We start from the raw sequence: 20,896 nt of genomic DNA, 5'->3' as shown, positions 1-20,896 counted from the left end.
CCGGTCGCCGCGGATCACTCACTCTGATCCGTGGTGGCCAGCACCTCGTTGATCTTCCAGCAGCCTTTGTCCTTGATCAGCAGCAGGTCGACGATCTGCGTGGTATCCGGCGTATTGCCCAGGGTCACCGACTCACGCGCCGAGGTGCCTTGCACCTGCGGTTCGCTGACCTTGATCTGGGTCAGCCACTCATCCATGTAGTCCTGGGTCTTGAGGAAATAATCCTCTTCCAGGCCCTCGGGGCTGCTCATCTGCTTCTTGATCCGTTCGATCAGCGTTTGCGTGACGTACTGCTGCAGGTGCGGCAGGTCATCGGTGATCGGGTCTTTTTCGTTGCTGAAACTCTGCAGGTACCAATTGTAGAAGGCCTCGGCCACCGGCTTGGGCGAGCTGGCGCAGTCGGCGAAGGCGAGGGGCTGATGGAAAGCCGCGGCGAGGAGCAGCAGGGGGAACAGCTTTCTCATGGGGACGTCCTTACAGGAGTTAAGACATTGAGCCGTTGAGACATCAGGTTTATGGCCGAGTGCTCGATTTCAACACGCTGCGTCTCGGATCGCTATCGGCCTGTACGCTGGCAGCGATTTGCAATACAAATACGCTTTCAAATGCTGTAGTCTTGAAACTACAGTCGCGGGATGATCGAGATCAAACAGACCGCGACCTTTATGGAGTGGGAAAACAGGCTCAAGGATTCCAGAGCCAGGGCGTTGATTGCTGCGCGGATTTTTCGCCTGGCCAACGGTCTTGCCGGGGACGTGTCGCCGGTGGGCGAAGGCGTCAGCGAGCTGCGCATCCATTACGGGCCGGGCTACCGGGTTTACTTCCAGCAGCGCGGCTTGCAACTCGTCATTCTGTTGTGCGGCGGCGACAAGAGTCGCCAGGGCCGCGATATCGAACTGGCCAAACAGCTGGCCCGTCGTTGGAGCCGATCATGAACGAACCGCTATTCGACTATGACCCCGCCGCGGCCCTGCGCGACCCGCAGGCCATTGCCCTGTTCATGGCGGACGCCTTCGAGACCGGCGATGCCGGCTACATCGCCAAAGCCCTGGGCGTGGTGGCGCGGGCCAAGGGCATGACCGAACTGGCCCATGAAACCGGGCTGTCCCGCGAGCAGCTGTACCGCTCATTCAGCGACAAGGGCAACCCGACCCTGAAGACCCTGCTGGCGGTGATGCGTGCACTGGGGCTGGACATGACGGCGCGGGTGCATGGGGCGTCTTGATTGATGGCCGGGCCGAACCGCCAATGTCGGGGGCGGCGGCCCTGTCCAGCGCCTGGCGGGAACTCATGGAGCACGGGGCGAATGAGCTTCGCCCCGTTCCAGTGTTCGCCGATTTTTAACGCCCCGCACCAGCCTCGGCCGGCCGGTTGGCGTCGAGCAACGCGTTCACTACGGCATTGGCCATCTCCACCGAGTGGATCATCGACCAGATCAGCCCGCGCTCCACACCGCTGGCGCGTTCGCTGATCTCGTCGCTGACCTGTACCGCGCAATCCAGTAGCAGCGACACATGCACCAAGGCTTCTTCGGCGCTGACGCCGGGGCGGACGCTGAACAGGGCGTCACGGCCCACGGCTGTCGGGACGGTGGCTTTCAGGTTGCCGAGGATTGAGGTTTCAGCGGTGTTCGCGGCCAGGGCCAGGCGGATGCGCTGGGTGGCGAGATCGTGTTCGGGGGTTCTGAATTGCCCGGGCAGGGGCGGATCGGGGACAAGCTTTTTCATGGTGTAACTCCTAGTACAGATCAGGAGCCTTCACCGTCGCTGCTAAACGTAGGGTGGCGGCCGTTTGCAGGTTAGCAGACCGGTGTACTAGGAAACCCGGCGCACCCGAAGGTGCCCTGCGCACGGCCACCATAAAACGTTGGCCAAAAAGAAGCGCCTCGCTGAGGGGGCACTTTGCGCCTAGTACTGTGGGCTGCTAAACCCGATCACTGAATAAGCAGTGACAGGCCGAGCCTAGACAGCAGGTTTCACAGGCGCAAGCGGGTGGGAGTTTCTAGGAAAAGTCGCTCAATAGAAAGCGAAGAACCTTACTTTTGCCGGGGCAGAAACGGCTGCCGATGACCTGTCCGGTCCATCGGGTTACGCATTGAGCAGGGTTTTCCAGGCATTAAAAAGCCGGCTTGTGGCCGGCTTCTCGGGGACTGGCTTGGTTCATTTTTGGTAAACCGCACCAGCCTGCAAAACGTACACCCAGCTCTTGCGGCTGGCTGTGGGACTTGGCGAGAAAATCATCTGCCGCGTCGGGCGGATCTGACCGGTTGAACAGGTCGATGCGCAAAGGTGGGGCGCAGCATACTGATATTCGAAGAGAATTCCCAGCGCAAAGCGTTAGCCGGAGCCTGTGACGAGGGCAAAAAGCAGGGCGTTTTGTATCGGAGGGCGTTGTTGGCGGGGAATGGGCTGTTGTTCTGGGGGCTGTTATCGCGGACAAGCCTCGCTCCTACGGGGGAGGGGCATTCGACGGGCATAAAAAAGCCCCGGGTTAGCGGGGCTTTTTCTTGAAGCTTGGCGCTGGAAGCTTGCAGCTGCTGCTTAGCCTTTGTAGGCGGCAACCGACTTCAGGATCGCGGCGCGGGCGGCGTCGGCGCCGTCCCAGCCTTCGATCTTCACCCATTTGCCTTTTTCGAGATCTTTGTAGTTCGCGAAGAAGTGCTCGATCTGCTGAATCAGCAGCGGCGGCAGGTCGGTGTATTCCTTCACGTCGACATACAGCTGGGACAGCTTGTCGTGTGGAACAGCGATGACTTTGGCATCGCCGCCGCCGTCGTCGGTCATGTTCAGGATGCCGACCGGACGGGCGCGGATCACCGAGCCTGGAGCCACTGGGTAAGGGGTCACGACCAGCACGTCGAGGGGGTCGCCGTCGTCGGCCAGGGTGTTCGGGATGTAGCCGTAGTTGGCCGGGTAGAACATCGGGGTGGCCATGAAACGGTCAACGAACAGGCAATCGCTGTCTTTGTCGATTTCGTATTTGATCGGCGCGTGGTTGGCCGGAATCTCGATTGCGACGTAGATGTCGTTCGGCAGGTCTTTGCCAGCCGGAATCTTGCTGTAGCTCATTGGGCGATGCCCCCGTTAGTTGACCAAAATGTCTTGGCCGGATTGACCAAAAAGTGGCGGCGATTATAGGCATATTCCAAGGGCTATGCCACGTACCGAAGGACGTATGGACGCCTTGGGCCAAACGCCGCGAACCCTGTGCAGGAGCCGTCGGTCGACGCTCGATTGCTTGCGAAAAGAAGAGTCGCCGCAGCCTGTTTAGTTCAGAGACACCCGTCAGGATCGACGATTATTTCGCCAGCGGGCGCGTTCCGGCAGGACGCCTCAGTGTTGCTGGTAGTGCGGGTCGCTGGCCTGCAATTGCTGGAGCCGGGCTAGGGGATTCTGCCGGTAAAACAGCTGCAGTTGCTGGTAGACCTTCGGATAGGCCTCGTGCAGCAGATCCGGGGCGCTGAAGAAGTATTCGCTGGTGACGGCGAAGAATTCCGCGGGGTTTTCCGCGGCGTAAGGGTCGATGGCGGTTTCGGCGTCCGGGTCGTGGTCGAGCTGGCGGTTGAGGTCGTCGTAGGCCGCCTGCATCACCTGCGCCCAGTCGCTGATGCGCATGTCGCTGTGCAGCGGCGGCAGGCCGTTGGCGTCGCCGTTGAGCATGTCCAGCTTGTGCGCCAGCTCGTGGATCACCAGGTTGTAGGCTTCCCAGCCGCCGCTGGCGAGCACGCCGGGCCAGGCCAGGATGATCGGGCCCTGTTGCCAGGCTTCGCCGCTGTGTTCGCCGTCCCATTCGTGTTCGACGCCACTGGCATCGCGATGGCGCTGGGGGCTGAGGAAGTCGTCGGGGTAGAGGACGATTTCGTGGAAGCCCTGGTACCAGTTCAAATCCCCCAGGTGCAACAGCGGCAACTGGGCCTGGGCGGCCAGCAGCAGGCGTTCGAACTGGTGCAGCTCGACCCCGGGCAGGGCGCTCAGGTGCTTGTCGTCGAGAAACAGGACGCTGGTTTCCCGTAGCCACTGATCCTCGGCATCGCTCAGGCCGTCGAGAAAGGGCAGGTGCTGGCGCACCCGTTGCCACATTTCATCGGCAACCGGGTGCTTGGCCAGCCGACGCCGGCGGCGCCAGGTACTGAGGGGCCACATAGCGATCAGTGGCTTTCAGCCTTTGCCGCCGAGCGGCCCAGGCGGCTGCGCACCACGCCGATGATCATCGGCACCAGCGACAGCAGGATGATGCCCACCACCAGCAGCGACAGGTTTTTCTTGATGAACGGCACGTTGCCGAAGAAGTAGCCCAGGGTCACCAGGCCGCCGACCCACAGGATGGTGCCGGCCACGCTGAAGGCGAAGAAGCGCGGGTACGGCATCTTGGCCACGCCGGCGACGAAGGGAGCGAAGGTACGGATGATCGGCAGGAAACGCGCCAGGGTCACGGTTTTACCGCCGTGACGGTCATAGAAATCGTGAGTCTTTTGCAGGTAGTCGCGGCGGAAGATCTTCGAGTTCGGGTTGCTGAACAGTCGTTCGCCCACCGTTCGCCCGATGATGTAGTTGGTGCTGTCGCCGAGGATCGCCGCCAGCATCAGCAAGCCGCCGAGCAGTACCGGGTCCATGGCGCCACCGGCGGCGACCGCGCCGGCGATGAACAGCAGGGAGTCGCCAGGCAGGAACGGCGTCACCACCAGGCCGGTCTCGCAGAAAATCACCAGGAACAGGATGGCGTAGATCCATGGCCCGTAGTTGGTCACCAACATGTCGAGGTAAACGTCGAGATGGAGGATGAGGTCGATCGGGTTGAAATCCATTGGGGCACCTGTGGTGACGGCCCGATTCTGCGGGCCTGTGCGATGACTGGGGCAAAAAACTTACAGCTGGCGCAGATTCATCTTACGCCCCGAAAAGGTCGGCATTATAAGACCTGATAGGTGAAATGGGCGTTGAGTTTGTAGCGAGGAATGTATTGACGGCGCTGGCTGGCCAGAGGCGAAAGATCGTGGCCTTCGGCAGCGTCTTCCCAGGCACTGTCGAAGGTTGTGATCGGGCGGTTGCAGAGGGGGCTTAGTCGTCGCTGATCGGCAATATGTAGTTCTTGAACTGGGTATCTTCGCGAAAACCGATGGATTCATAGGTTTTCTGTGCCACTTCGTTGTCACTGCTGGTGGAGACACGCATGCGCACGGCCTGGGTGTCCTTGGCCATTTTCTTCGCGGTGCGGATCAGGTTGTCGGCCACCAGTTGGCGACGGGCATCTTCGGCGACGTAGATGTCGTTGAGGATCCACACGCGCTTCAGGGACAGGGAGGAAAAGCTGGGGTAGAGCTGACAGAAACCGAGGAGTTTCTTGTCGTCATCGTCGGGCAGGGCCAGGTAGATCACCGACTCCTTGCGGCGCAGGCGCTTTTCCAGGAAGGCCCGGGACGAGTCCGGAAAAGGCAGGGCACCATAGAACTCGCGGTATTTGACGAACAGGGGGGTCAACAGATCCAGGTGTTCGAGGGTTGCTTGAGTAATCCGCATGAGTTGTCCTCAACTTCGAATGGATACGACGGCAAACGGTTCATTACTCGGGCAGCCGTGTTTCGATGCTGCCTAAAGCCTGGAAAAAGCGCAATCGTCTCGAAAAGTCATGGCTTTGCAGGCCCCAGCAGGAAATTGCCCTTGGTGGTGTCGGGCGCCTCGCTGTCCAGGGTGTTCACCTGGGCCTCGTCTTTCAGGTTGACCCCCGAGAGCTGCCGCCTGCAGGCCTCGCGCATCAGGTACAGCAAGCGGTGGGCCGCCATGCCGTAGCTCAGGCCCTCCAGGCGCACGTTGGAAATGCAGTTGCGATAGGCATCGGTGAGCCCGACCTTCGGGTTGTAGGTGAAATACAGCCCCAGGCTGTCCGGTGAGCTGAGGCCCGGGCGTTCGCCGATCAGGATCACGGTCATTTTTGCCCCGAGCAGCTCGCCGATTTCGTCGGCCACCGCCACCCGGCCTTGTTCCACGAGGATGACCGGCGACAGCGACCAGCCTTCGGCTGCGGTCTGTTCTTCAAAACGGGCGAGAAACGGCAGGGTATGCCGATGCACCGCCAGCGCCGACAAGCCGTCCGCTACCACCACCGCCAGATCCACCCCGCCCGGATTGGCGGATGCGTGATCGCGCAGGGCCTGGGCCGACTCGTCGCTGAGCTTGCGCCCCAGGTCCGGGCGTTGCAGGTAGCTGTGGCGATCGCTGGCGGCGCTGTGCAGCAGCAGGCTGTCGCGGCCGCGTTCGGCCAGTTGGCTGCTCAGCCCGGCATGGTCGAAGGGCAGGTGCACCGCATCGCGGGCCTGGGCGTGGGCGAACTGGAAGTCCAGCTGGGCGCCGGTGGGCAGGCTGGTGCCGGTGCGGCCCAGGGCGATACGCGCCGGGGTCAGGCGGCGCAGATCCAGCCAGGGGTTCTGGCTGTCGGTCGGATGTTTGTCCATGGGCCTGTCCTTACTGAAGCTGTGCCAGCGCCTGGCGGAAGGCCGGCGGCAGGTTGTGGCCGAACTGCACCTTGCCGTCGGGCTGGGTGAAGATGCCGGTTTTCGCCAGCCACTGCTCGAACTCTGGCGCCGGTTTCAGGCCCAGGGTCTGGCGGGCGTAGAGCGCGTCGTGAAAGGAGGTGGTCTGGTAGTTGAGCATGATGTCGTCGGAGCCGGGGATGCCCATGATGAAGTTGATCCCGGCCACGCCCAGCAGGGTCAGCAGGGTGTCCATGTCGTCCTGGTCGGCTTCGGCGTGGTTGGTGTAGCAGATGTCGCAACCCATGGGCACGCCCAGCAGCTTGCCGCAGAAGTGGTCTTCCAGGCCGGCGCGGATGATCTGCTTGCCGTTGTACAGGTACTCCGGGCCGATGAAACCGACCACGGTGTTCACCAGGAACGGCTTGAAGTGCCGGGCCACGGCATAGGCGCGGGTTTCGCAGGTCTGCTGGTCGACGCCGAAGTGGGCGTTGGCCGACAGCGCGCTGCCCTGGCCGGTCTCGAAATACATCAGGTTCTGCCCCAGGGTGCCGCGCTTGAGGCTCAGGCCGGCCTCGTAGCCTTCCTGCAATACATTGAGGTTGATGCCGAAACTGGCGTTGGCCGCCTCGGTGCCGGCGATCGACTGGAACACCAGGTCCAGCGGCACGCCACGGTTGATCGCCTCGATGGAGGTGGTGACATGGGTCAGCACGCAGGCCTGGGTGGGAATTTCATAACGCTGGATGATGGCGTCGAGCATTTCCAGCAGGGCGCAGATCGAGGCGATGCTGTCGGTGGCCGGGTTGATGCCGATCATGGCGTCGCCGTTGCCGTAGAGCAGGCCGTCGAGAATGCTCGCGGCGATGCCCGCCGGTTCGTCGGTCGGGTGGTTGGGCTGCAGGCGGGTCGACAGCCGCCCACGCAGGCCCAGGGTGCCGCGGAACCGGGTGACCACGCGGATCTTCTGCGCCACCAGCACCAGGTCCTGGACACGCATGATCTTCGACACGGCGGCGGCCATTTCCGGGGTCAGCCCGGGCGCCAGGGCGCGCAGGCTCTGTTCGTCGGCGGCGTCGCTGAGCAGCCAGTCGCGAAAGCCGCCGACCGTGAGGTGGCTGACGGTGGCGAAGGCGGCCTTGTCGTGGGTGTCGATGATCAACCGGGTGACTTCATCGGTTTCGTAGGGGATCAGCGCCTCTTCGAGGAAGTGCTTGAGCGGAATGTCCGCCAGGGTCATTTGCGCGGCGACCCGCTCGCCGTCGTTGAGGGCGGCGACGCCGGCCAGGAAGTCCCCGGAGCGCGCCGGGCTGGCCTTGGCCATGACCTCCTTGAGGCTGTCGAAGCGGTAAGTCTGGGCGCCGATTGTGTGGGCGAAACTTGCCATACAGGTTCTCCGTGACGACGCAGGGACGTGGCCCCTGCGTCGAGGTTTTCGGCGGTTAGTGCAAGGCTTCTTCAGCTTTCTGAATGGCCGCGAATTCTTCTTCGGGCGTGCCTGCTACCAAGTGATGCCGACTGTAGAAAGCAAAGTAAGCAATTAATACTCCATAGATGATCGCGGCGCCAATGACCACCCGCGGATCCACCAGGAAGCCCGCGACCACGGCGATGCAGGCCAGTACCAGGGCCACGCCGGAGGTGAAGATGCCGCCCGGGGTGCGGTACGGACGATCCATTTTGGGGCGGCGGATGCGCAGGGTGATGTGCGCGGCCATCATCAGCACGTAGGAGATGGTCGCGCCGAACACCGCCACCAGGATCAGCAGGTCGCCCTGGCCGGTCAGCGACAGGCCGAAACCGATGATGCCGGGGATCACCAGCGCCAGGACTGGCGCCTTGCTCTTGTTGGTTTCCGACAGCTTGCGCGGCAGGTAACCCGCGCGGGACAGGGCGAAAATCTGCCGCGAGTAGGCGTAGATGATCGAGAAGAAGCTGGCGATCAGGCCGGCCAGGCCCACCAGGTTGACGAAGCTGCCCATCCAGGTCGAACCGCCGTAGGCCTTGGCCAGGGCTTCCACCAGCGGGTTGCCGGAGGTCAGCAGGGCGTTGGCCCCCGCGCCGCCTGGGCCGATCACCAGGATCAGCAGGGCGAAGCTCAGCAGCACCAGCATGGCGCCGATCAGGCCGCGCGGCAGGTCGCGCTTGGGGTTCTTGGTTTCTTCCGCGGCCAGCGGGACGCCTTCGACCGCCAGGAAGAACCAGATGGCGTAGGGAATCGCCGCCCACACACCGACATAACCGAACGGCAGGAAGCTGCTGGCGCCCACGGCCTCGGTGACCGGGATGTCCAGCAGGTTGGCCACCGAGAAGTGCGGCACCATCGCCACCAGAAATACGCCCAGGGCGATGGCGGCCACGGCGGTGATGATGAACATCAGCTTCAGCGCCTCGCCGACCCCGAAGATGTGGATGGCGATGAACACGATGTAGAACGCCAGGTAGATCATCCAGCCGCCGATGCCGAACAGCGACTGGCAATAGGCGCCGATAAACACCGCGATCGCCGCCGGGGCGATGGCGTATTCGATAAGGATCGCGGTGCCGGTGAGAAAGCCGCCCCAGGGGCCGAAGGCACTGCGGGCAAAACCGTAGCCGCCGCCGGCGGTGGGGATCATCGAGGACAGTTCGGCCAGGGAAAAGCACATGCACAGGTACATGGTGGCCATCAGCAGGGTGGCGAGGAACATGCCGCCCCAGCCGCCCTGGGCCAGGCCGAAGTTCCAGCCGGCGTAGTCGCCGGAGATGACGTAGGCCACGCCCAGGCCCACCAGCAGGACCCAGCCTGCCGCGCCTTTTTTCAGTTCGCGTTGTTGGAAATAGTCGGAGCCGACTTTTTCAAAGTCGACGGAAGAGCCAGCCGGCTGCACGCCGGTATGTTCGCTAGGCATAAGGGTTCACCTGTTCTTATTGTTGTGCCCGGTCGGCAGACCGGATCGGTGTTGCAAGGCGATGGAGTGTTCTGCCTTGAGGTCGTCATCGCGAGCTTGCGCGAGCGGCCCCCAAGGGTGAAGCCGCGTTGGCGGCTTCACCCTTGTCCCTGGCTTTACTGGCTTTAGAAGAAGCCCAGCGGGTTGATGTCGTAGCTCACCAGCAGGTTTTTGGTCTGCTGGTAGTGGTCGAGCATCATCTTGTGGGTTTCACGGCCGACGCCGGACTTCTTGTAACCGCCGAACGCCGCGTGGGCGGGGTACAGGTGGTAGCAGTTGGTCCACACACGACCGGCCTTGATCGCCCGGCCCATGCGGTAGGCGCGGTTGATGTCGCGGGTCCAGAGGCCGGCGCCAAGGCCGAACTCGGTGTCGTTGGCAATCGCCAGGGCTTCGGCTTCGTCCTTGAAGGTGGTGATGCTCACCACCGGGCCGAAGATTTCTTCCTGGAACACACGCATCTTGTTGTGGCCCTTGAGCAGGGTCGGCTGGATGTAATAACCGCTGGCCAGGTTGCCCTCGAGTTTTTCCACCTTGCCGCCGGTCAGCAGCTGCGCGCCTTCGCCCTTGGCGATTTCCAGGTACGAGAGGATCTTGTCGAACTGCTGCTCGGACGCCTGGGCGCCGACCATGGTGTCGGTGTCCAGCGGGTCGCCGCGCTTGATCTGCTCGACCTTTTTCATCACCACTTGCATGAACTCGTCGTAGATCGACTCTTCCACCAGGGCGCGCGACGGGCAGGTGCAGACTTCGCCCTGGTTGAAGAACGCCAGCACCAGGCCTTCGGCGGCCTTTTCGATGAAGCTCGGTTCGGCCTGCATGATGTCGGCGAAGAAGATGTTCGGCGACTTGCCGCCCAGTTCCACGGTGGACGGGATGATGTTCTCGGCGGCGCATTTCATGATGTGCGAGCCCACCGGCGTCGAACCGGTGAAGGCGATCTTGGCGATGCGCTTGCTGGTGGCCAGGGCTTCGCCGGCTTCTTTGCCGAAGCCTTGCACCACGTTGAGCACGCCCGGCGGCAGCAGGTCGCCGATCAGCTCCATCAGCACGCAGATGCCCAGCGGGGTCTGCTCGGCCGGCTTGAGTACCACACAGTTACCGGCGGCCAGGGCCGGGGCGAGCTTCCAGGCGGCCATCAACAGCGGGAAGTTCCACGGGATGATCTGCCCGACCACGCCCAGTGGTTCGTGAATGTGATAGGCCACGGTGTTGCCGTCGATTTCCGCGGCGCTGCCTTCCTGGGCCCGCAGGCAGCCAGCGAAGTAGCGGAAGTGGTCGGCGGCCAGGGGGATGTCGGCGTTGAGGGTTTCCCGCACGGCCTTGCCGTTGTCCCAGGTTTCGGTGATGGCCAGCAGTTCGAGGTTCTGTTCGATACGGTCGGCGATTTTCAGCAGGATCAGCGAGCGGGCCTGTGCCGAGGTGGCACCCCAGGCATCGGCGGCGGCATGGGCGGCGTCCAGGGCTTTCTCGATGTCTTCGGCGGTGGAGCGCGGGAACTCGGCGATCGGTTGGCCGTTTACCGGCGAGGTATTGGTGAAGTACTGACCTTTGACAGGCGCGACGAATTCGCCGCCGATGTAGTTACCGTATTTGCTCTTGAACGAAACGATAGCGCCTTCAGTACCGGGGTGTGCATAACGCATGGTGGGTATCTCCTGGCTTTTGTGCTTATAGGGGAGGACGCGCTGTTGCGCTTGTAAAAGCGTAGAGCAAAGCCCGGGCCACTGCGTTGCAGGCTAGGAAAATCAAGGGTTTGCGAATGTTTCAGCGGCTGCGTGCCGGGCGTATGTGGCAGTTGTGGCACAGGTCGGGTGACACTTTGTACCGCTTGTGGCACAGCTCGTGACTCATTGGTCGAGGCAGCATTGCAATGCGTCCATGGCTGGAGGATGCTGGTGGGCCGCGAGGATCTGAAGAACTCTTCTGTAGCCGCTGCCGCAGGCTGCGAACGACCGCGAAGCGGGCGCTGCTCTTCAGATCGCGGAAGCCCCTGCGGGGCTTGGCGCAGCCTGCGGCAGCGGCTACAGGTGGGTGCCTTCTGAGCAGTCAGCGCAGCAGGAGAACAATAAGAAATGCACAGCAATCACCTCACCCGGCACGCCCAGCAAGTGCTGACCGTGACCCAAGGCAAGGCCCATCTGCAGGGGCCCGGCAGCGATCCTTCCATCGCCCGCTCCTGGCTGCGTTGCCTGGAGGACTATCACCTCGACCCGGCCCTGAGCATGGCGCCCACCGTGCTCGAGCACGGCCGCCTGCTGGAAAGCCGCGAACGCCTGCAGCAGGTGCTGCAGATCGCCGGCAACGAGATGACCAGCCTGCACCAGCAGCTGTCCGGCGCCGGCCATGCGGTGCTGTTGACCGACGCCCGGGGGGTGATCCTCAACTGCGTCACCGCGCCCGCCGAGCGCAAGATTTTCGAACGCGCCGGGCTCTGGCTCGGCGCCGACTGGAGCGAGGCCTGCGAGGGCACCAACGGCATCGGCACCTGCCTGGTGGAGCGCCAGTCCCTGACCATCCACCAGGACGAACATTTCCGTGGCCGTCATACCGGCCTGACTTGCTCGGCCAGCCCGGTGTTCGACCCTCACGGTGAACTGCTGGCGGTGCTCGACGTTTCCTCGGCGCGCCCGGATGTGTCGCGCCAGAGCCAGTTCCACACCATGGCCTTGGTCAATCTCTCGGCGAAGATGATCGAGAGCTGCTATTTCCTGCGCTATTTCGACAATCAATGGTTGCTGCGTTTTCACCTGCAGGCCGAGTCCGTCGGCTTGTTCAGCGAAGGCTTGCTGGCATTCGACGGAGAAGGGCGGATCAGCGCGGTGAACCAGAGCGCCTTGAACCTGCTGGGGCATGTTCGCGGTGGCTTGCTGGGCAAACCGGTGGAAGCCTTTTTCGACTGCTCGCTGGACGAGTTGCTGGGTCGCGCCAGTGTCAATGCCAGCGCCAGCTGGCCGCTGCGCACCCGTGATGGGCGGCACCTGTTCGCGGTGTTGCGTGGCCAGCCGCGCAGCGTACCGAAACCGCTGCCGCCGAGGGCGGTGCTGGAGCGTCCGCGTCTGCCCGAGATCTGCCTGGGCGATGCGGCCCTGCAAGACGACTTCCGCAAATCCTTGCGGGTGTTCGAGCGCGATGTGCCGTTGCTGATCAACGGCGAAACCGGCTCCGGCAAGGAGGCGTTCGCCAAGGCGGTGCACCATGCCAGCCAGCGGGCGGAGAAAGCCTTCGTTGCCTTGAACTGCGCGGCAATTCCCGAAAGCCTGATCGAAAGCGAGCTGTTCGGTTATCGCGGCGGCACCTTCACCGGGGCGCGCAAGGAAGGCATGCGCGGCAAGTTGCAGCAGGCCGATGGCGGCACGCTGTTCCTCGATGAAATCGGCGATATGCCGCTGGCCTTGCAGACCCGCCTGTTGCGGGTGCTGGAGGACCGCATGGTGGTGCCTATCGGCGGCGAGCCGCAGGCGGTCAACGTGCGCATCATCAGCGCCACTCACCGGGACCTGCTGGAGCGGGTACGGGATGGCAGTTTCCGCGAGGATTTGTATTACCGGCTCAATGGCCTGGAAATCAGCTTGCCGGCGCTGCGCGAGCGCAGTGACAAATCCCAGTTGCTGGATTTTCTCCTGGCGCAGGAAGCCGGCGATCAGCAGGTCTCGCTCGACGGCCCGGCGCGCCAGGCCCTGCTGGACTTCCACTGGCCAGGCAACGTGCGGCAACTGCGCAACGTATTGCGCACCCTGGCGGCGCTCTGCGACGACGGACGCATCGGCCTGGAGGATGTGCCGGCGATGATTCGCCAGGGCCGCCCGGCGCCAATGCCGGCAGCTGCCGAGGAGGCGGGCGGATACCCGTTGGACGATGCCGAACGCCTGGCCTTGCTCAATGCCCTGGAACAACAGCGCTGGCATATGACCCACACCGCCGAGCAGCTGGGGGTGAGCCGTAACACCCTCTATAGAAAGCTGCGCAAGCATGGAATCGCGCGCTAGGACATGAGACCGCGTCAGCGTTCATCGCGGCGCAGCCGCCGATACGTCGGTAACCGCGGCCCAAGGCTCCAGCCGCGTTCGAGCGATTCCCCGGCAAAAGCCCCACAGAACTCGTCACAGCCTCCGACAGCGACAACAGCCTGTTCCCCATCAGCTAAAGAGTGCGATTTGCAGCCCTCTACGCTAACCTGCCTCGATGTTTTACGAGGCCTTCTATGCACATTCATATTCTCGGTATTTGCGGCACCTTCATGGGCTCGATGGCGGTTCTGGCCAAAGAACTGGGCCATCATGTCACCGGCTCCGATGCCAACGTCTACCCGCCCATGAGCACCCAGCTCGAAGCCCAGGGCATCGAGTTGACCCAGGGCTACGACCCGGCCCAGCTTGACCCGGCGCCGGACCTGGTGGTGATCGGCAATGCCATGTCCCGCGGCAACCCGGCGGTGGAATATGTGCTGAACAAGGGCCTGCCCTATGTTTCCGGCCCGCAATGGCTGGCCGACCATGTGCTGCAAGGCCGTTGGGTGCTGGCGGTGGCCGGCACGCACGGCAAGACCACCACCAGCAGCATGCTGGCCTGGGTGCTGGAGCATGCGGGCATGAGTCCGGGCTTCCTGATCGGTGGCGTGCCGCAGAACTTCTCGGTGTCGGCCCGCCTGGGCGGCACACCGTTCTTCGTAATCGAAGCCGATGAATACGACAGCGCCTTCTTCGACAAGCGCTCGAAGTTCGTGCACTACCGTCCGCGCACGGCGATCCTGAACAATCTCGAGTTCGATCACGCGGACATCTTCCCCGATCTGCCGGCGATCGAGCGGCAGTTCCACCACTTGGTGCGGACCATCCCGAGCGAAGGCCTGGTCATCCACCCGACCACCGAGCCGGCCCTGCAACGGGTGATCGACATGGGCTGCTGGACCCCGGTGCAAACCACCGGCGCGGGCGGCCAATGGCAGGTCAAGCTGCTCAGCGAAGACGGCTCGAAGTTCGAAGTAATGTTCGAAGGCGAGGCCCAAGGCGTGGTCGAGTGGGACCTGACCGGCCAGCACAACGTCGCCAACGCCCTGGCCACCCTGGCCGCGGCGCGCCATGTCGGCGTGGTGCCGTCCATGGGCATCGCTGCGCTGAGCGCGTTCAAGAGCGTCAAGCGGCGGATGGAGAAGGTGGCTGAAGTCCATGGCATCACCATCTACGACGACTTCGCTCACCACCCGACCGCCATCGCCACCACCCTGGATGGCCTGCGCAAGCGCATCGGCGATGCGCCATTGATCGCGATCATCGAGCCGCGCTCCAACTCCATGAAGCTCGGCGCCCACCGTGACGGGCTGCCGGAAAGCGTCAACCAGGCCGATCAGGTGGTCTGGTACGCGCCGGCCAACCTCGGCTGGGACCTGGGCGCCACCGCTGCGCTGTGCAGCGTGCCGTCGATTGTCAGCGACTCCCTGGAAGGCATCATCGAGCGGGTGAAGAGCCAGGCCAAGCCGGGCACCCACGTGGTGATCATGAGCAACGGCGGCTTCGGCGGCCTGCACGGCAAGCTGGCCGAGGCACTGCGATGAACAACGGCCCGGAACGCATCACCCTGGCGATGACCGGCGCCTCGGGCGCCCAGTACGGCCTGCGCCTGCTCGATTGCCTGGTGCGCGAAGATCGTGAAGTGCACTTCCTGATCTCCAAGGCCGCGCAGTTGGTGATGGCGACCGAGACCGATGTGACCCTGCCGTCCAAGCCGCAGACCATGCAGGCCTTCCTCACCGAGTACACTGGTGCGGCAGCCGGGCAGATCCGCGTGTATGGCAAGGAAGACTGGATGTCGCCGGTGGCCTCGGGCTCCGGTTCGCCGGCGGCGATGGTGGTGGTGCCTTGTTCCACCGGTACCTTGTCGGCCATCGCCACGGGCGCCTGCAACAACCTGATCGAGCGGGCGGCGGACGTCACCCTGAAGGAACGCCGCCAGCTGATCCTGGTACCGCGCGAGGCGCCTTACTCGAGCATCCACCTGGAGAACATGCTCAAGCTGTCGAACATGGGTGTGACCATTCTGCCGGCGTCTCCGGGTTTCTATCACCAGCCGCAGACCATCGACGACCTGGTGGACTTTGTCGTGGCGCGGATTCTCAACCTGTTGAATATCCCGCAGGACATGCTGCCGCGTTGGGGCGAGCATCATCTGAGCAGCGATGAGTAAGTCGCTGCTGGTCCTGCTGGTCGCCCTGCAACTGGGCGGCTGCGCCACGGCACGCACGCTGAACGCGGCCAAGCCGGGAGCTCCGGTGGTGTATTCCGGGACGCGTCTGGATCTGTATGTGATGCAGGGCGGCTGTTGCCCGATGGATCGCTTCGGTGCCGAAGCGCCGAGCTATCTGGGGGTCGATCTGCCGGCCAGCGCCTTGCTCGACACGCTGCTGTTGCCGCTGTCGGTGCTGACGGTATTGGGGGTTGGTTTCCAGGCTACAGGCGGGTTGTAACGACCTTGTAGCCGCTGCCGAAGGCTGCGATCGGTCGCGTAGCGGCCGTAGAGGCGGGCGGCGCGGTGGTGCGGCAAATCGCGTCGTCAGGATTGCGCCTGCTGCGCAGTCGATCACAGCCTGCGGCAGCGGCTACAGGCGCGATCCATGGCGTTTATTTGCCCAGCTTGCGCAACTCGTCGGACTCGACGATCCGCACGCCATCCTGCTCTTCCAGCGCCAGGCGCCACATGGCCCGGGCCAGATGGCAGGCTTCGATGCCGTGGTATTTGCCGGGAATCAGCTTGGACAGCGGGCCGGCCAGCTGTTCGGCGAGACGCGGTTCGATGCGTTCGCCAAGCAGCAGCGACGGCCGGCAAATAGTCAGTTGCGGCCAGTCCTGGGCCTTCAGCGCCTGTTCCATTTCGCCTTTGACCCGGTTATAGAAAATCGAGGATTTCGCGTCCGCGCCCAGGGCGCTGATCACCACCAGGTGCCGCGCACCCATTTCCCGCGCGCGTTTGCCGAAGGCCACCACCAGGTCCAGGTCGACGGCGCGGAACGCCTGTTCGGAGCCGGCTTTCTTGATCGTGGTGCCCAGGCAGCAGAACGCCAGGTCCACCCGGCCGCTGAGCTGCGGCAGGAGTACCGCCGGGTCGCCGACCGGGTTTTCCAGGCGCGGATGTTCGCTCAAGGGGTGCCGGCTGGGCGCCAGTACGCGGGTTACCGTGGGTTCGTTGAGCAGGCGGTCGAGCAAGTGCTCGCCAGTCAGGCCGGTCGCGCCGGCGAGCAAGATATGCTGAGGCGTCAAGTACATAATGTTTCCCCCTTGATACTGTTTCAGCTTAGTTGCTCTTTGCTTCCTTGCTGTCGTTGGCGGCGCTTTGCAGCGCCTTTCGTGCTTGTTGCTTGCGCAGATGCTGCCAGTGCGCCAAGACCCCCTTGGGCGCCCAGATCTGCGGTTCAGAGGCTTCGAAATTGTCCGCCTGTTCGCGTTCGGCCACGGTCGCCCTGGCCAGCTTGAAGGCCTGTTCCAGGTCGTCGGTCTGGTTCAGCGCCTGGGCGAACAGGGCGTCGCCGAAGTAGGTGAAGTCGGCTTCTTCCGAGCAGCCGAACGATACGCGGTCGGCCTGCGAAGCGGTCATGATCAGGGTCCGCTCATCCTTGAGCGCGGGAATGAACCCGCCGGAATAACAGGCCGAGATCACGATGATCTTGTCGCGGTTTTTCAGTGGCGCCAGTACCGCGGCCAATTCGTCGGCCGGCAGGTCGGCCAGCTCCAGGCGCGGCTGGTCGAGCACCAGTTCGTGTTCGCTGGTGCCGTGGCTGGTCAGGTAGATAAACAGCAGGTCTTCCGGGCCGCTGCGTTCGGCCAGGACCTGGACCGCGCGCCGCAGGTTTTCCCGGGTGGCCATGGGCCGGCTGTCGAGGCGGTCGCGGTGGTTGACCAGGCGGATCTGCCCGTAGGCACCGAAGCGGGTGGCGAGCATGTTGCTGACATAGTCGGCCTCGCGCAGAAACACGCTTTGCTTGCCATCGCCGGCCAGCGTCAGGCTGTAGAGCTCGATGGCGGGGGTCGACGCCGGTACCGCGCTGAGGGCGTCGTCGAGCAGGCGGCCCTGGGCCAGCAGGCCGGTCTCCAGTGGGTCGGGCAACAGTCGGCCGTCGGCATCGCGAACCCGCAGGCCATTGATCCAGTCGCCGCTTTGCACGGTGCCATCGCGCAGCACCAGCACACCGTGGCCCTGGTAGTTGTCGCCTTCGAAGCCGCCGATATAGAAGCTGCCGTCGCTGAGGTTCAGGCGGCCCTGGCCGCTGAAGCGCCAGTCGCTGAAACGGCCGATGTAGTGGCTGCCGTCGACGCCGATCAGCTCTCCCTTGCCACTGAGGGCGCCTTCCTTGAACTGGCCGATCCAGACATCGCCGTCGGCGTTTTCGTAGCGGCCCTTGCCGCTGAGCTGGTTCTGTTTGAAGCCGCCGACGTAGAGGTCGCCCTCGGCGCTGCTGAAGGTGCCGTTGCCTTCCAGCTGGCCATCGACGAAGTGGCCGCTGAACTGGTTGCCGCTGGCATCGCTGCGCTGGCCTTCGCCGTTGGGTTTGCCGCGGGAGAACTGGCCCTGGTACTGGCTGCCATCTTCCAGTTCGAGACGACCGAGCCCGGAATACAGGTCGGACTTGAATTCGCCGCGGTAGGTCATGCCGCGTTCCTTGAGGGTGCCTTCACCGTCGCGCCGGCCCAGTTTGAAACCGCCGGTATAGCTGCTGTCCTTGGTGGTCAGGCTGCCCTGGCCGTGGAACAGGCCCTGCTGGAATTGACCGCGGTAGACCTCGCCGTCGCTGCCGTGCCATTCGCCCTGGCCATGCCATTGGCCGCTGTCGAACTGGCCGGCATACCAGCTGCCGTTGGGGTAGTCGATGCGCCCCTGGCCCTGCAGCAACCCGTTGACCACATCGCCGCGGTAGCGGCCACCGTCCGGCAGACGGGCGTCGGGAGGCAGCAGCGATTCGCCGTCTCCACATGCGGTGAGCAACAGGGTCAGAGCCAGGGGTACAAGTGGGTGCATAGCGGGATCCGGATAATTAGGGGACCGAGTATGCCGCAGCAACGAGGCTTATATATAGAGAGGCTGCGCGAAACAGCGTGAGCTGTTTCGCATCAGGAAGGTTTCAGACAAAGCAGAGGGACAAGGGCTCGGCGATGTAGGCTGGTTTTTCCTGGCCTTCGATTTCCAGTGTGGCGGTGGCCTTGAGCAGCCATTGGCCGGGTTTCTTCTCGGTGACTTCCACCAGGTCGACCTTGAGGCGGACCCTGGAATCGACCTTGACCGGCTGGATGAAGCGCACGCTGTCCAGGCCGTAGTTGACCACCATCTTCAGACCCTCGGGCAGGATCAGGATGTCTTCCATCAGTTTCGGGATCAGCGACAGCGACAGGAAACCGTGGGCGATAGTGCCACCGAACGGCGTCTGGGCGGCTTTCACCGGGTCTACGTGGATGAACTGGAAGTCACCCGTGGCTTCGGCGAACAGGTTGATACGCTGCTGATCGATGGTGAGCCATTCGGAACGTCCTAGTTCCTTTCCGACATAATCTTTGAGTTCTGCAACAGGAACATACGGCATTGAGACTCTCCTTGGGTTCATCGGTTTTATCGTTCTAAAGGGGCGGGGGCCGTACCCCCTGACCACCCACTGTAGATCATCATGGGGGTTTGCTCCGGTCAACCTTCCATGCTTTTGGCGAATGCCGGTCCATAGGGTTCGCGTGCTTATAATGCCCGGCGTTTTTTCGGGGGAGATGAGAGATGTTGTTACGCGGTCTGACATGGCTGGTGCTGTTTCAATTGCTCGGCACGGCGATCAATCATCTGTTCCTGCCGATCCTGCCGGGGCCGATTGTCGGCCTGCTGTTGCTGCTGATCTTCCTGGTGGCGCGCGGCGAAGTGGGCGAGCCGCTGAACCTGGCCGCCTCCAGTCTCTTGCGTTACCTGCCGCTGTTGCTGGTGCCGCCCGCCGTGGGCGTGATGGTGTACGCGGCGGACATCGCCGCGGACTTCTGGGCGATAGTCGGCGCGCTGGTGTTGTCGTTGGTGATCTCCATGGCCTTCGTCGGCGTGCTGATGCAGCGGCTGGTCAAGCGCCACGGACATCGGGAGGGCGGCCAATGATGTTCGATTGGCAGGGCGCCTGGGCGTCGGTGATCCACCATCCATTGTTCGGCATCGGCATTACCCTGGGCGCCTATCAACTGGTGCTCGCGGCCTTCGAGAAAACCCGTTGGATCTTTCTGCAACCGGTGCTGGTCTCCATGTTGCTGGTGATCGGCGTGCTGCTGAGTTGTGGTTTGAGCTACGCCGAGTACCGCAAGAGTACGGAGATCCTGAGCATTCTCCTGGGGCCGGCCACGGTGGCGCTGGCCGTACCGCTGTACCTCAACCTGCGGCGGATTCGACAGTTGTTCTGGCCGATATTTACTACGCTGGTGATTGGAGGAGTGGTCGCCACCGGCCTGGGCGTACTGCTGGGATGGTGGTTCGGTGCCGAGAACATGATCCTGATGACCATGGCGCCGAAATCAGTGACCTCGCCGATCGCCATGCTGGTGGCCGAACAGATTGGCGGTGTCGCAGCGCTGGCTGCGGTATTCGTGTTGATCACCGGGGTGATCGGGGCGATTTTCGGTCCGGCCATCCTCAACCGCCTGCAGGTGCATAGCCCGGAAGCCCGGGGCATGGCGCTGGGCATGACGGCTCACGCGGTGGGCACTTCGGTGGCCTTGCAGGAAAGTGATGAGTGCGGTGCTTTCGCGGCGCTGGCGATGAGTCTGATGGGTGTGGCCACGGCGGTCTTCCTGCCGTTGGCGGTGTCGTTGGTGGTTTAAGGAAACCTGTATGAGCCTGGCGCTTTTCCCGCTGAACACGGTGCTGTTCCCCGACTGCATTCTCGACTTGCAGATTTTCGAGGCGCGCTACCTGGACATGATCGGTCGCTGCATGAAACAGGGCAGTGGCTTCGGCGTGGTGTGCATCCTCGAAGGCGAAGAGGTGGGCATCGCCCCGGAAGGTTTTGCGCGGGTGGGTTGTGAAGCGCTGATCACCGACTTCCATCAGCAGGACAACGGTCTGCTGGGGATTCGGGTCAAGGGCGGGCGGCGTTTTCGGGTGCTGAGCAGCGAAGTGCAGCGCGATCAGTTGCGGGTGGCTGAAGTCGAGTGGCTGGACGAGGCGCCGGAGCGGCCGCTGCAGGATGAAGACGGGGACTTGATCGCCTTGCTCAAGGCGCTGGCCGAACACCCGATGGTCGAAGCCCTGAACATGGGCACCGAAGCCACCGGCCAGCAGTCGCTGGCCAACCAGCTGGCCTACCTGTTGCCGTTCTCCGAGCTGGACAAGATCGACCTGTTGCAACTGGACGATCCGCAACAACGCCTGGATGCGATCCAGGCCTTGCTGGACGAGTTGCAGGGCGAACTGTTCGCCTGATCCTGATCCTGTAGCCGCTGCCGCAGGCTGCGATCGCCCACACAGTGGGCGCAGATTCCGAAACCGCTGAAGGCCT

At 63.3% G+C, this 20,896-nt stretch carries 22 protein-coding genes; 9 read left to right on the top strand and 13 right to left on the bottom strand.

The genetic code is table 11. The annotated features are described in order from the left end of the window. Nucleotides 1-14: 14 nt before the first annotated feature. A complete protein-coding gene (locus tag BMY68_RS28915; protein WP_085534507.1) occupies nt 15-464 on the bottom strand; it encodes a DUF3828 domain-containing protein in 450 nt (149 codons plus the stop codon). 171 nt (nt 465-635) lie between these two features. On the opposite strand from BMY68_RS28915, the gene BMY68_RS28910 reads away from it, so the two are divergent. Beyond that, complete coding sequence (locus tag BMY68_RS28910) at nt 636-935, top strand: type II toxin-antitoxin system RelE/ParE family toxin (RefSeq protein WP_062824477.1); 300 nt, start codon at nt 636-638, stop codon at nt 933-935. Further along, a complete protein-coding gene (locus tag BMY68_RS28905) occupies nt 932-1,225 on the top strand; it encodes an addiction module antidote protein (RefSeq protein WP_085534509.1) in 294 nt (97 codons plus the stop codon). Before BMY68_RS28910 ends, BMY68_RS28905 begins: the two co-directional genes overlap by 4 nt. A 115-nt stretch (nt 1,226-1,340) precedes the next feature. Here the strand turns inward: BMY68_RS28905 and BMY68_RS28900 are convergent, their stop codons facing one another. From BMY68_RS28900 to BMY68_RS28860, 9 genes are all read right to left on the bottom strand, one after another. After that, nucleotides 1,341-1,727, bottom strand: a complete 387-nt coding sequence (locus BMY68_RS28900) for a DUF6124 family protein (RefSeq protein ID WP_085534511.1) — start codon at nt 1,725-1,727, stop codon at nt 1,341-1,343. A gap of 813 nt (nt 1,728-2,540) precedes the next feature. Beyond that, nucleotides 2,541-3,068: an inorganic diphosphatase gene (gene ppa, locus BMY68_RS28895; protein ID WP_062824479.1), complete on the bottom strand. Its 528-nt coding sequence runs from the start codon at nt 3,066-3,068 to the stop codon at nt 2,541-2,543. Between the two features lie 264 nt (nt 3,069-3,332). Continuing rightward, nucleotides 3,333-4,142: a M90 family metallopeptidase gene (locus BMY68_RS28890; RefSeq protein ID WP_062824480.1), complete on the bottom strand. Its 810-nt coding sequence runs from the start codon at nt 4,140-4,142 to the stop codon at nt 3,333-3,335. Between the two features lie 5 nt (nt 4,143-4,147). Further along, on the bottom strand, nt 4,148-4,804 hold the full coding sequence (locus BMY68_RS28885) for a DedA family protein (RefSeq protein WP_007924093.1): 657 nt from the start codon (nt 4,802-4,804) through the stop codon (nt 4,148-4,150). 253 nt (nt 4,805-5,057) lie between these two features. Then, nucleotides 5,058-5,516, bottom strand: a complete 459-nt coding sequence (locus BMY68_RS28880; protein WP_009045805.1) for a GNAT family N-acetyltransferase — start codon at nt 5,514-5,516, stop codon at nt 5,058-5,060. 107 nt (nt 5,517-5,623) lie between these two features. After that, on the bottom strand, nt 5,624-6,448 hold the full coding sequence (gene eutC, locus BMY68_RS28875; protein WP_085534513.1) for an ethanolamine ammonia-lyase subunit EutC: 825 nt from the start codon (nt 6,446-6,448) through the stop codon (nt 5,624-5,626). A gap of 10 nt (nt 6,449-6,458) precedes the next feature. Further along, the gene (locus BMY68_RS28870) at nt 6,459-7,853 is read right to left on the bottom strand and encodes an ethanolamine ammonia-lyase subunit EutB (RefSeq protein WP_085534514.1); all 1,395 of its coding nucleotides are present in this window, start codon (nt 7,851-7,853) and stop codon (nt 6,459-6,461) included. A gap of 55 nt (nt 7,854-7,908) precedes the next feature. Continuing rightward, nucleotides 7,909-9,357, bottom strand: a complete 1,449-nt coding sequence (eat, locus tag BMY68_RS28865) for an ethanolamine permease (RefSeq protein ID WP_085534516.1) — start codon at nt 9,355-9,357, stop codon at nt 7,909-7,911. A 164-nt stretch (nt 9,358-9,521) separates the two neighbouring features. Continuing rightward, nucleotides 9,522-11,042, bottom strand: coding sequence for an acetaldehyde dehydrogenase ExaC (locus BMY68_RS28860; protein ID WP_009045801.1), 1,521 nt, complete (start codon nt 11,040-11,042; stop codon nt 9,522-9,524). A 429-nt stretch (nt 11,043-11,471) separates the two neighbouring features. On the opposite strand from BMY68_RS28860, the gene BMY68_RS28855 reads away from it, so the two are divergent. The 4 genes from BMY68_RS28855 (at nt 11,472) to BMY68_RS28840 (ending at nt 15,859) form a co-directional block, all read left to right on the top strand. Further along, nucleotides 11,472-13,385: a sigma-54-dependent Fis family transcriptional regulator gene (locus BMY68_RS28855; protein WP_085534518.1), complete on the top strand. Its 1,914-nt coding sequence runs from the start codon at nt 11,472-11,474 to the stop codon at nt 13,383-13,385. A 215-nt stretch (nt 13,386-13,600) separates the two neighbouring features. Further along, nucleotides 13,601-14,950, top strand: coding sequence for a UDP-N-acetylmuramate:L-alanyl-gamma-D-glutamyl-meso-diaminopimelate ligase (mpl, locus tag BMY68_RS28850; RefSeq protein WP_007927128.1), 1,350 nt, complete (start codon nt 13,601-13,603; stop codon nt 14,948-14,950). Continuing rightward, nucleotides 14,947-15,579 carry a flavin prenyltransferase UbiX gene (ubiX, locus tag BMY68_RS28845; RefSeq protein ID WP_007927126.1) on the top strand — a complete coding sequence of 211 codons (633 nt, stop codon included), beginning with the start codon at nt 14,947-14,949 and terminating at the stop codon, nt 15,577-15,579. Before mpl ends, ubiX begins: the two co-directional genes overlap by 4 nt. Beyond that, nucleotides 15,572-15,859: a YceK/YidQ family lipoprotein gene (locus BMY68_RS28840; RefSeq protein WP_085534520.1), complete on the top strand. Its 288-nt coding sequence runs from the start codon at nt 15,572-15,574 to the stop codon at nt 15,857-15,859. The genes ubiX and BMY68_RS28840 overlap by 8 nt, the downstream gene beginning before the upstream one ends. A gap of 154 nt (nt 15,860-16,013) precedes the next feature. Here BMY68_RS28840 and BMY68_RS28835 read toward each other — a convergent pair whose 3' ends face one another. The 3 genes from BMY68_RS28835 to BMY68_RS28825 form a co-directional block, all read right to left on the bottom strand. Continuing rightward, nucleotides 16,014-16,655: an oxidoreductase gene (locus tag BMY68_RS28835; protein ID WP_085534522.1), complete on the bottom strand. Its 642-nt coding sequence runs from the start codon at nt 16,653-16,655 to the stop codon at nt 16,014-16,016. A 28-nt stretch (nt 16,656-16,683) separates the two neighbouring features. Next, a complete protein-coding gene (locus BMY68_RS28830; protein WP_085534524.1) occupies nt 16,684-18,402 on the bottom strand; it encodes a C13 family peptidase in 1,719 nt (572 codons plus the stop codon). A 103-nt stretch (nt 18,403-18,505) separates the two neighbouring features. Next, nucleotides 18,506-18,961, bottom strand: coding sequence for a MaoC family dehydratase (locus tag BMY68_RS28825; RefSeq protein WP_009045795.1), 456 nt, complete (start codon nt 18,959-18,961; stop codon nt 18,506-18,508). Between the two features lie 182 nt (nt 18,962-19,143). On the opposite strand from BMY68_RS28825, the gene BMY68_RS28820 reads away from it, so the two are divergent. Genes BMY68_RS28820 through BMY68_RS28810 form a run of 3 tightly spaced genes read left to right on the top strand, consistent with a single transcriptional unit; the run spans nt 19,144 to nt 20,820 of the window. Beyond that, nucleotides 19,144-19,506, top strand: coding sequence for a CidA/LrgA family protein (locus BMY68_RS28820; protein ID WP_009045794.1), 363 nt, complete (start codon nt 19,144-19,146; stop codon nt 19,504-19,506). Beyond that, nucleotides 19,503-20,219 (top strand): LrgB family protein, encoded by a 717-nt coding sequence (locus BMY68_RS28815; RefSeq protein WP_007927117.1) that lies wholly within the window; start codon nt 19,503-19,505, stop codon nt 20,217-20,219. Before BMY68_RS28820 ends, BMY68_RS28815 begins: the two co-directional genes overlap by 4 nt. 10 nt (nt 20,220-20,229) lie before the next feature. Continuing rightward, nucleotides 20,230-20,820 (top strand): LON peptidase substrate-binding domain-containing protein, encoded by a 591-nt coding sequence (locus BMY68_RS28810; protein WP_007927116.1) that lies wholly within the window; start codon nt 20,230-20,232, stop codon nt 20,818-20,820. The last annotated feature ends 76 nt before the right edge of the window (nt 20,821-20,896 follow it).

Source organism: Pseudomonas sp. NFACC41-3 (genome assembly GCF_900109505.1).
GTDB classification, from domain to species: Bacteria; Pseudomonadota; Gammaproteobacteria; order Pseudomonadales; family Pseudomonadaceae; genus Aquipseudomonas; species Aquipseudomonas chlororaphis.
The sequence above is the reverse complement of the archived record's forward strand: the minus strand, read 5'-3'. Positions and strand labels throughout refer to the sequence as shown.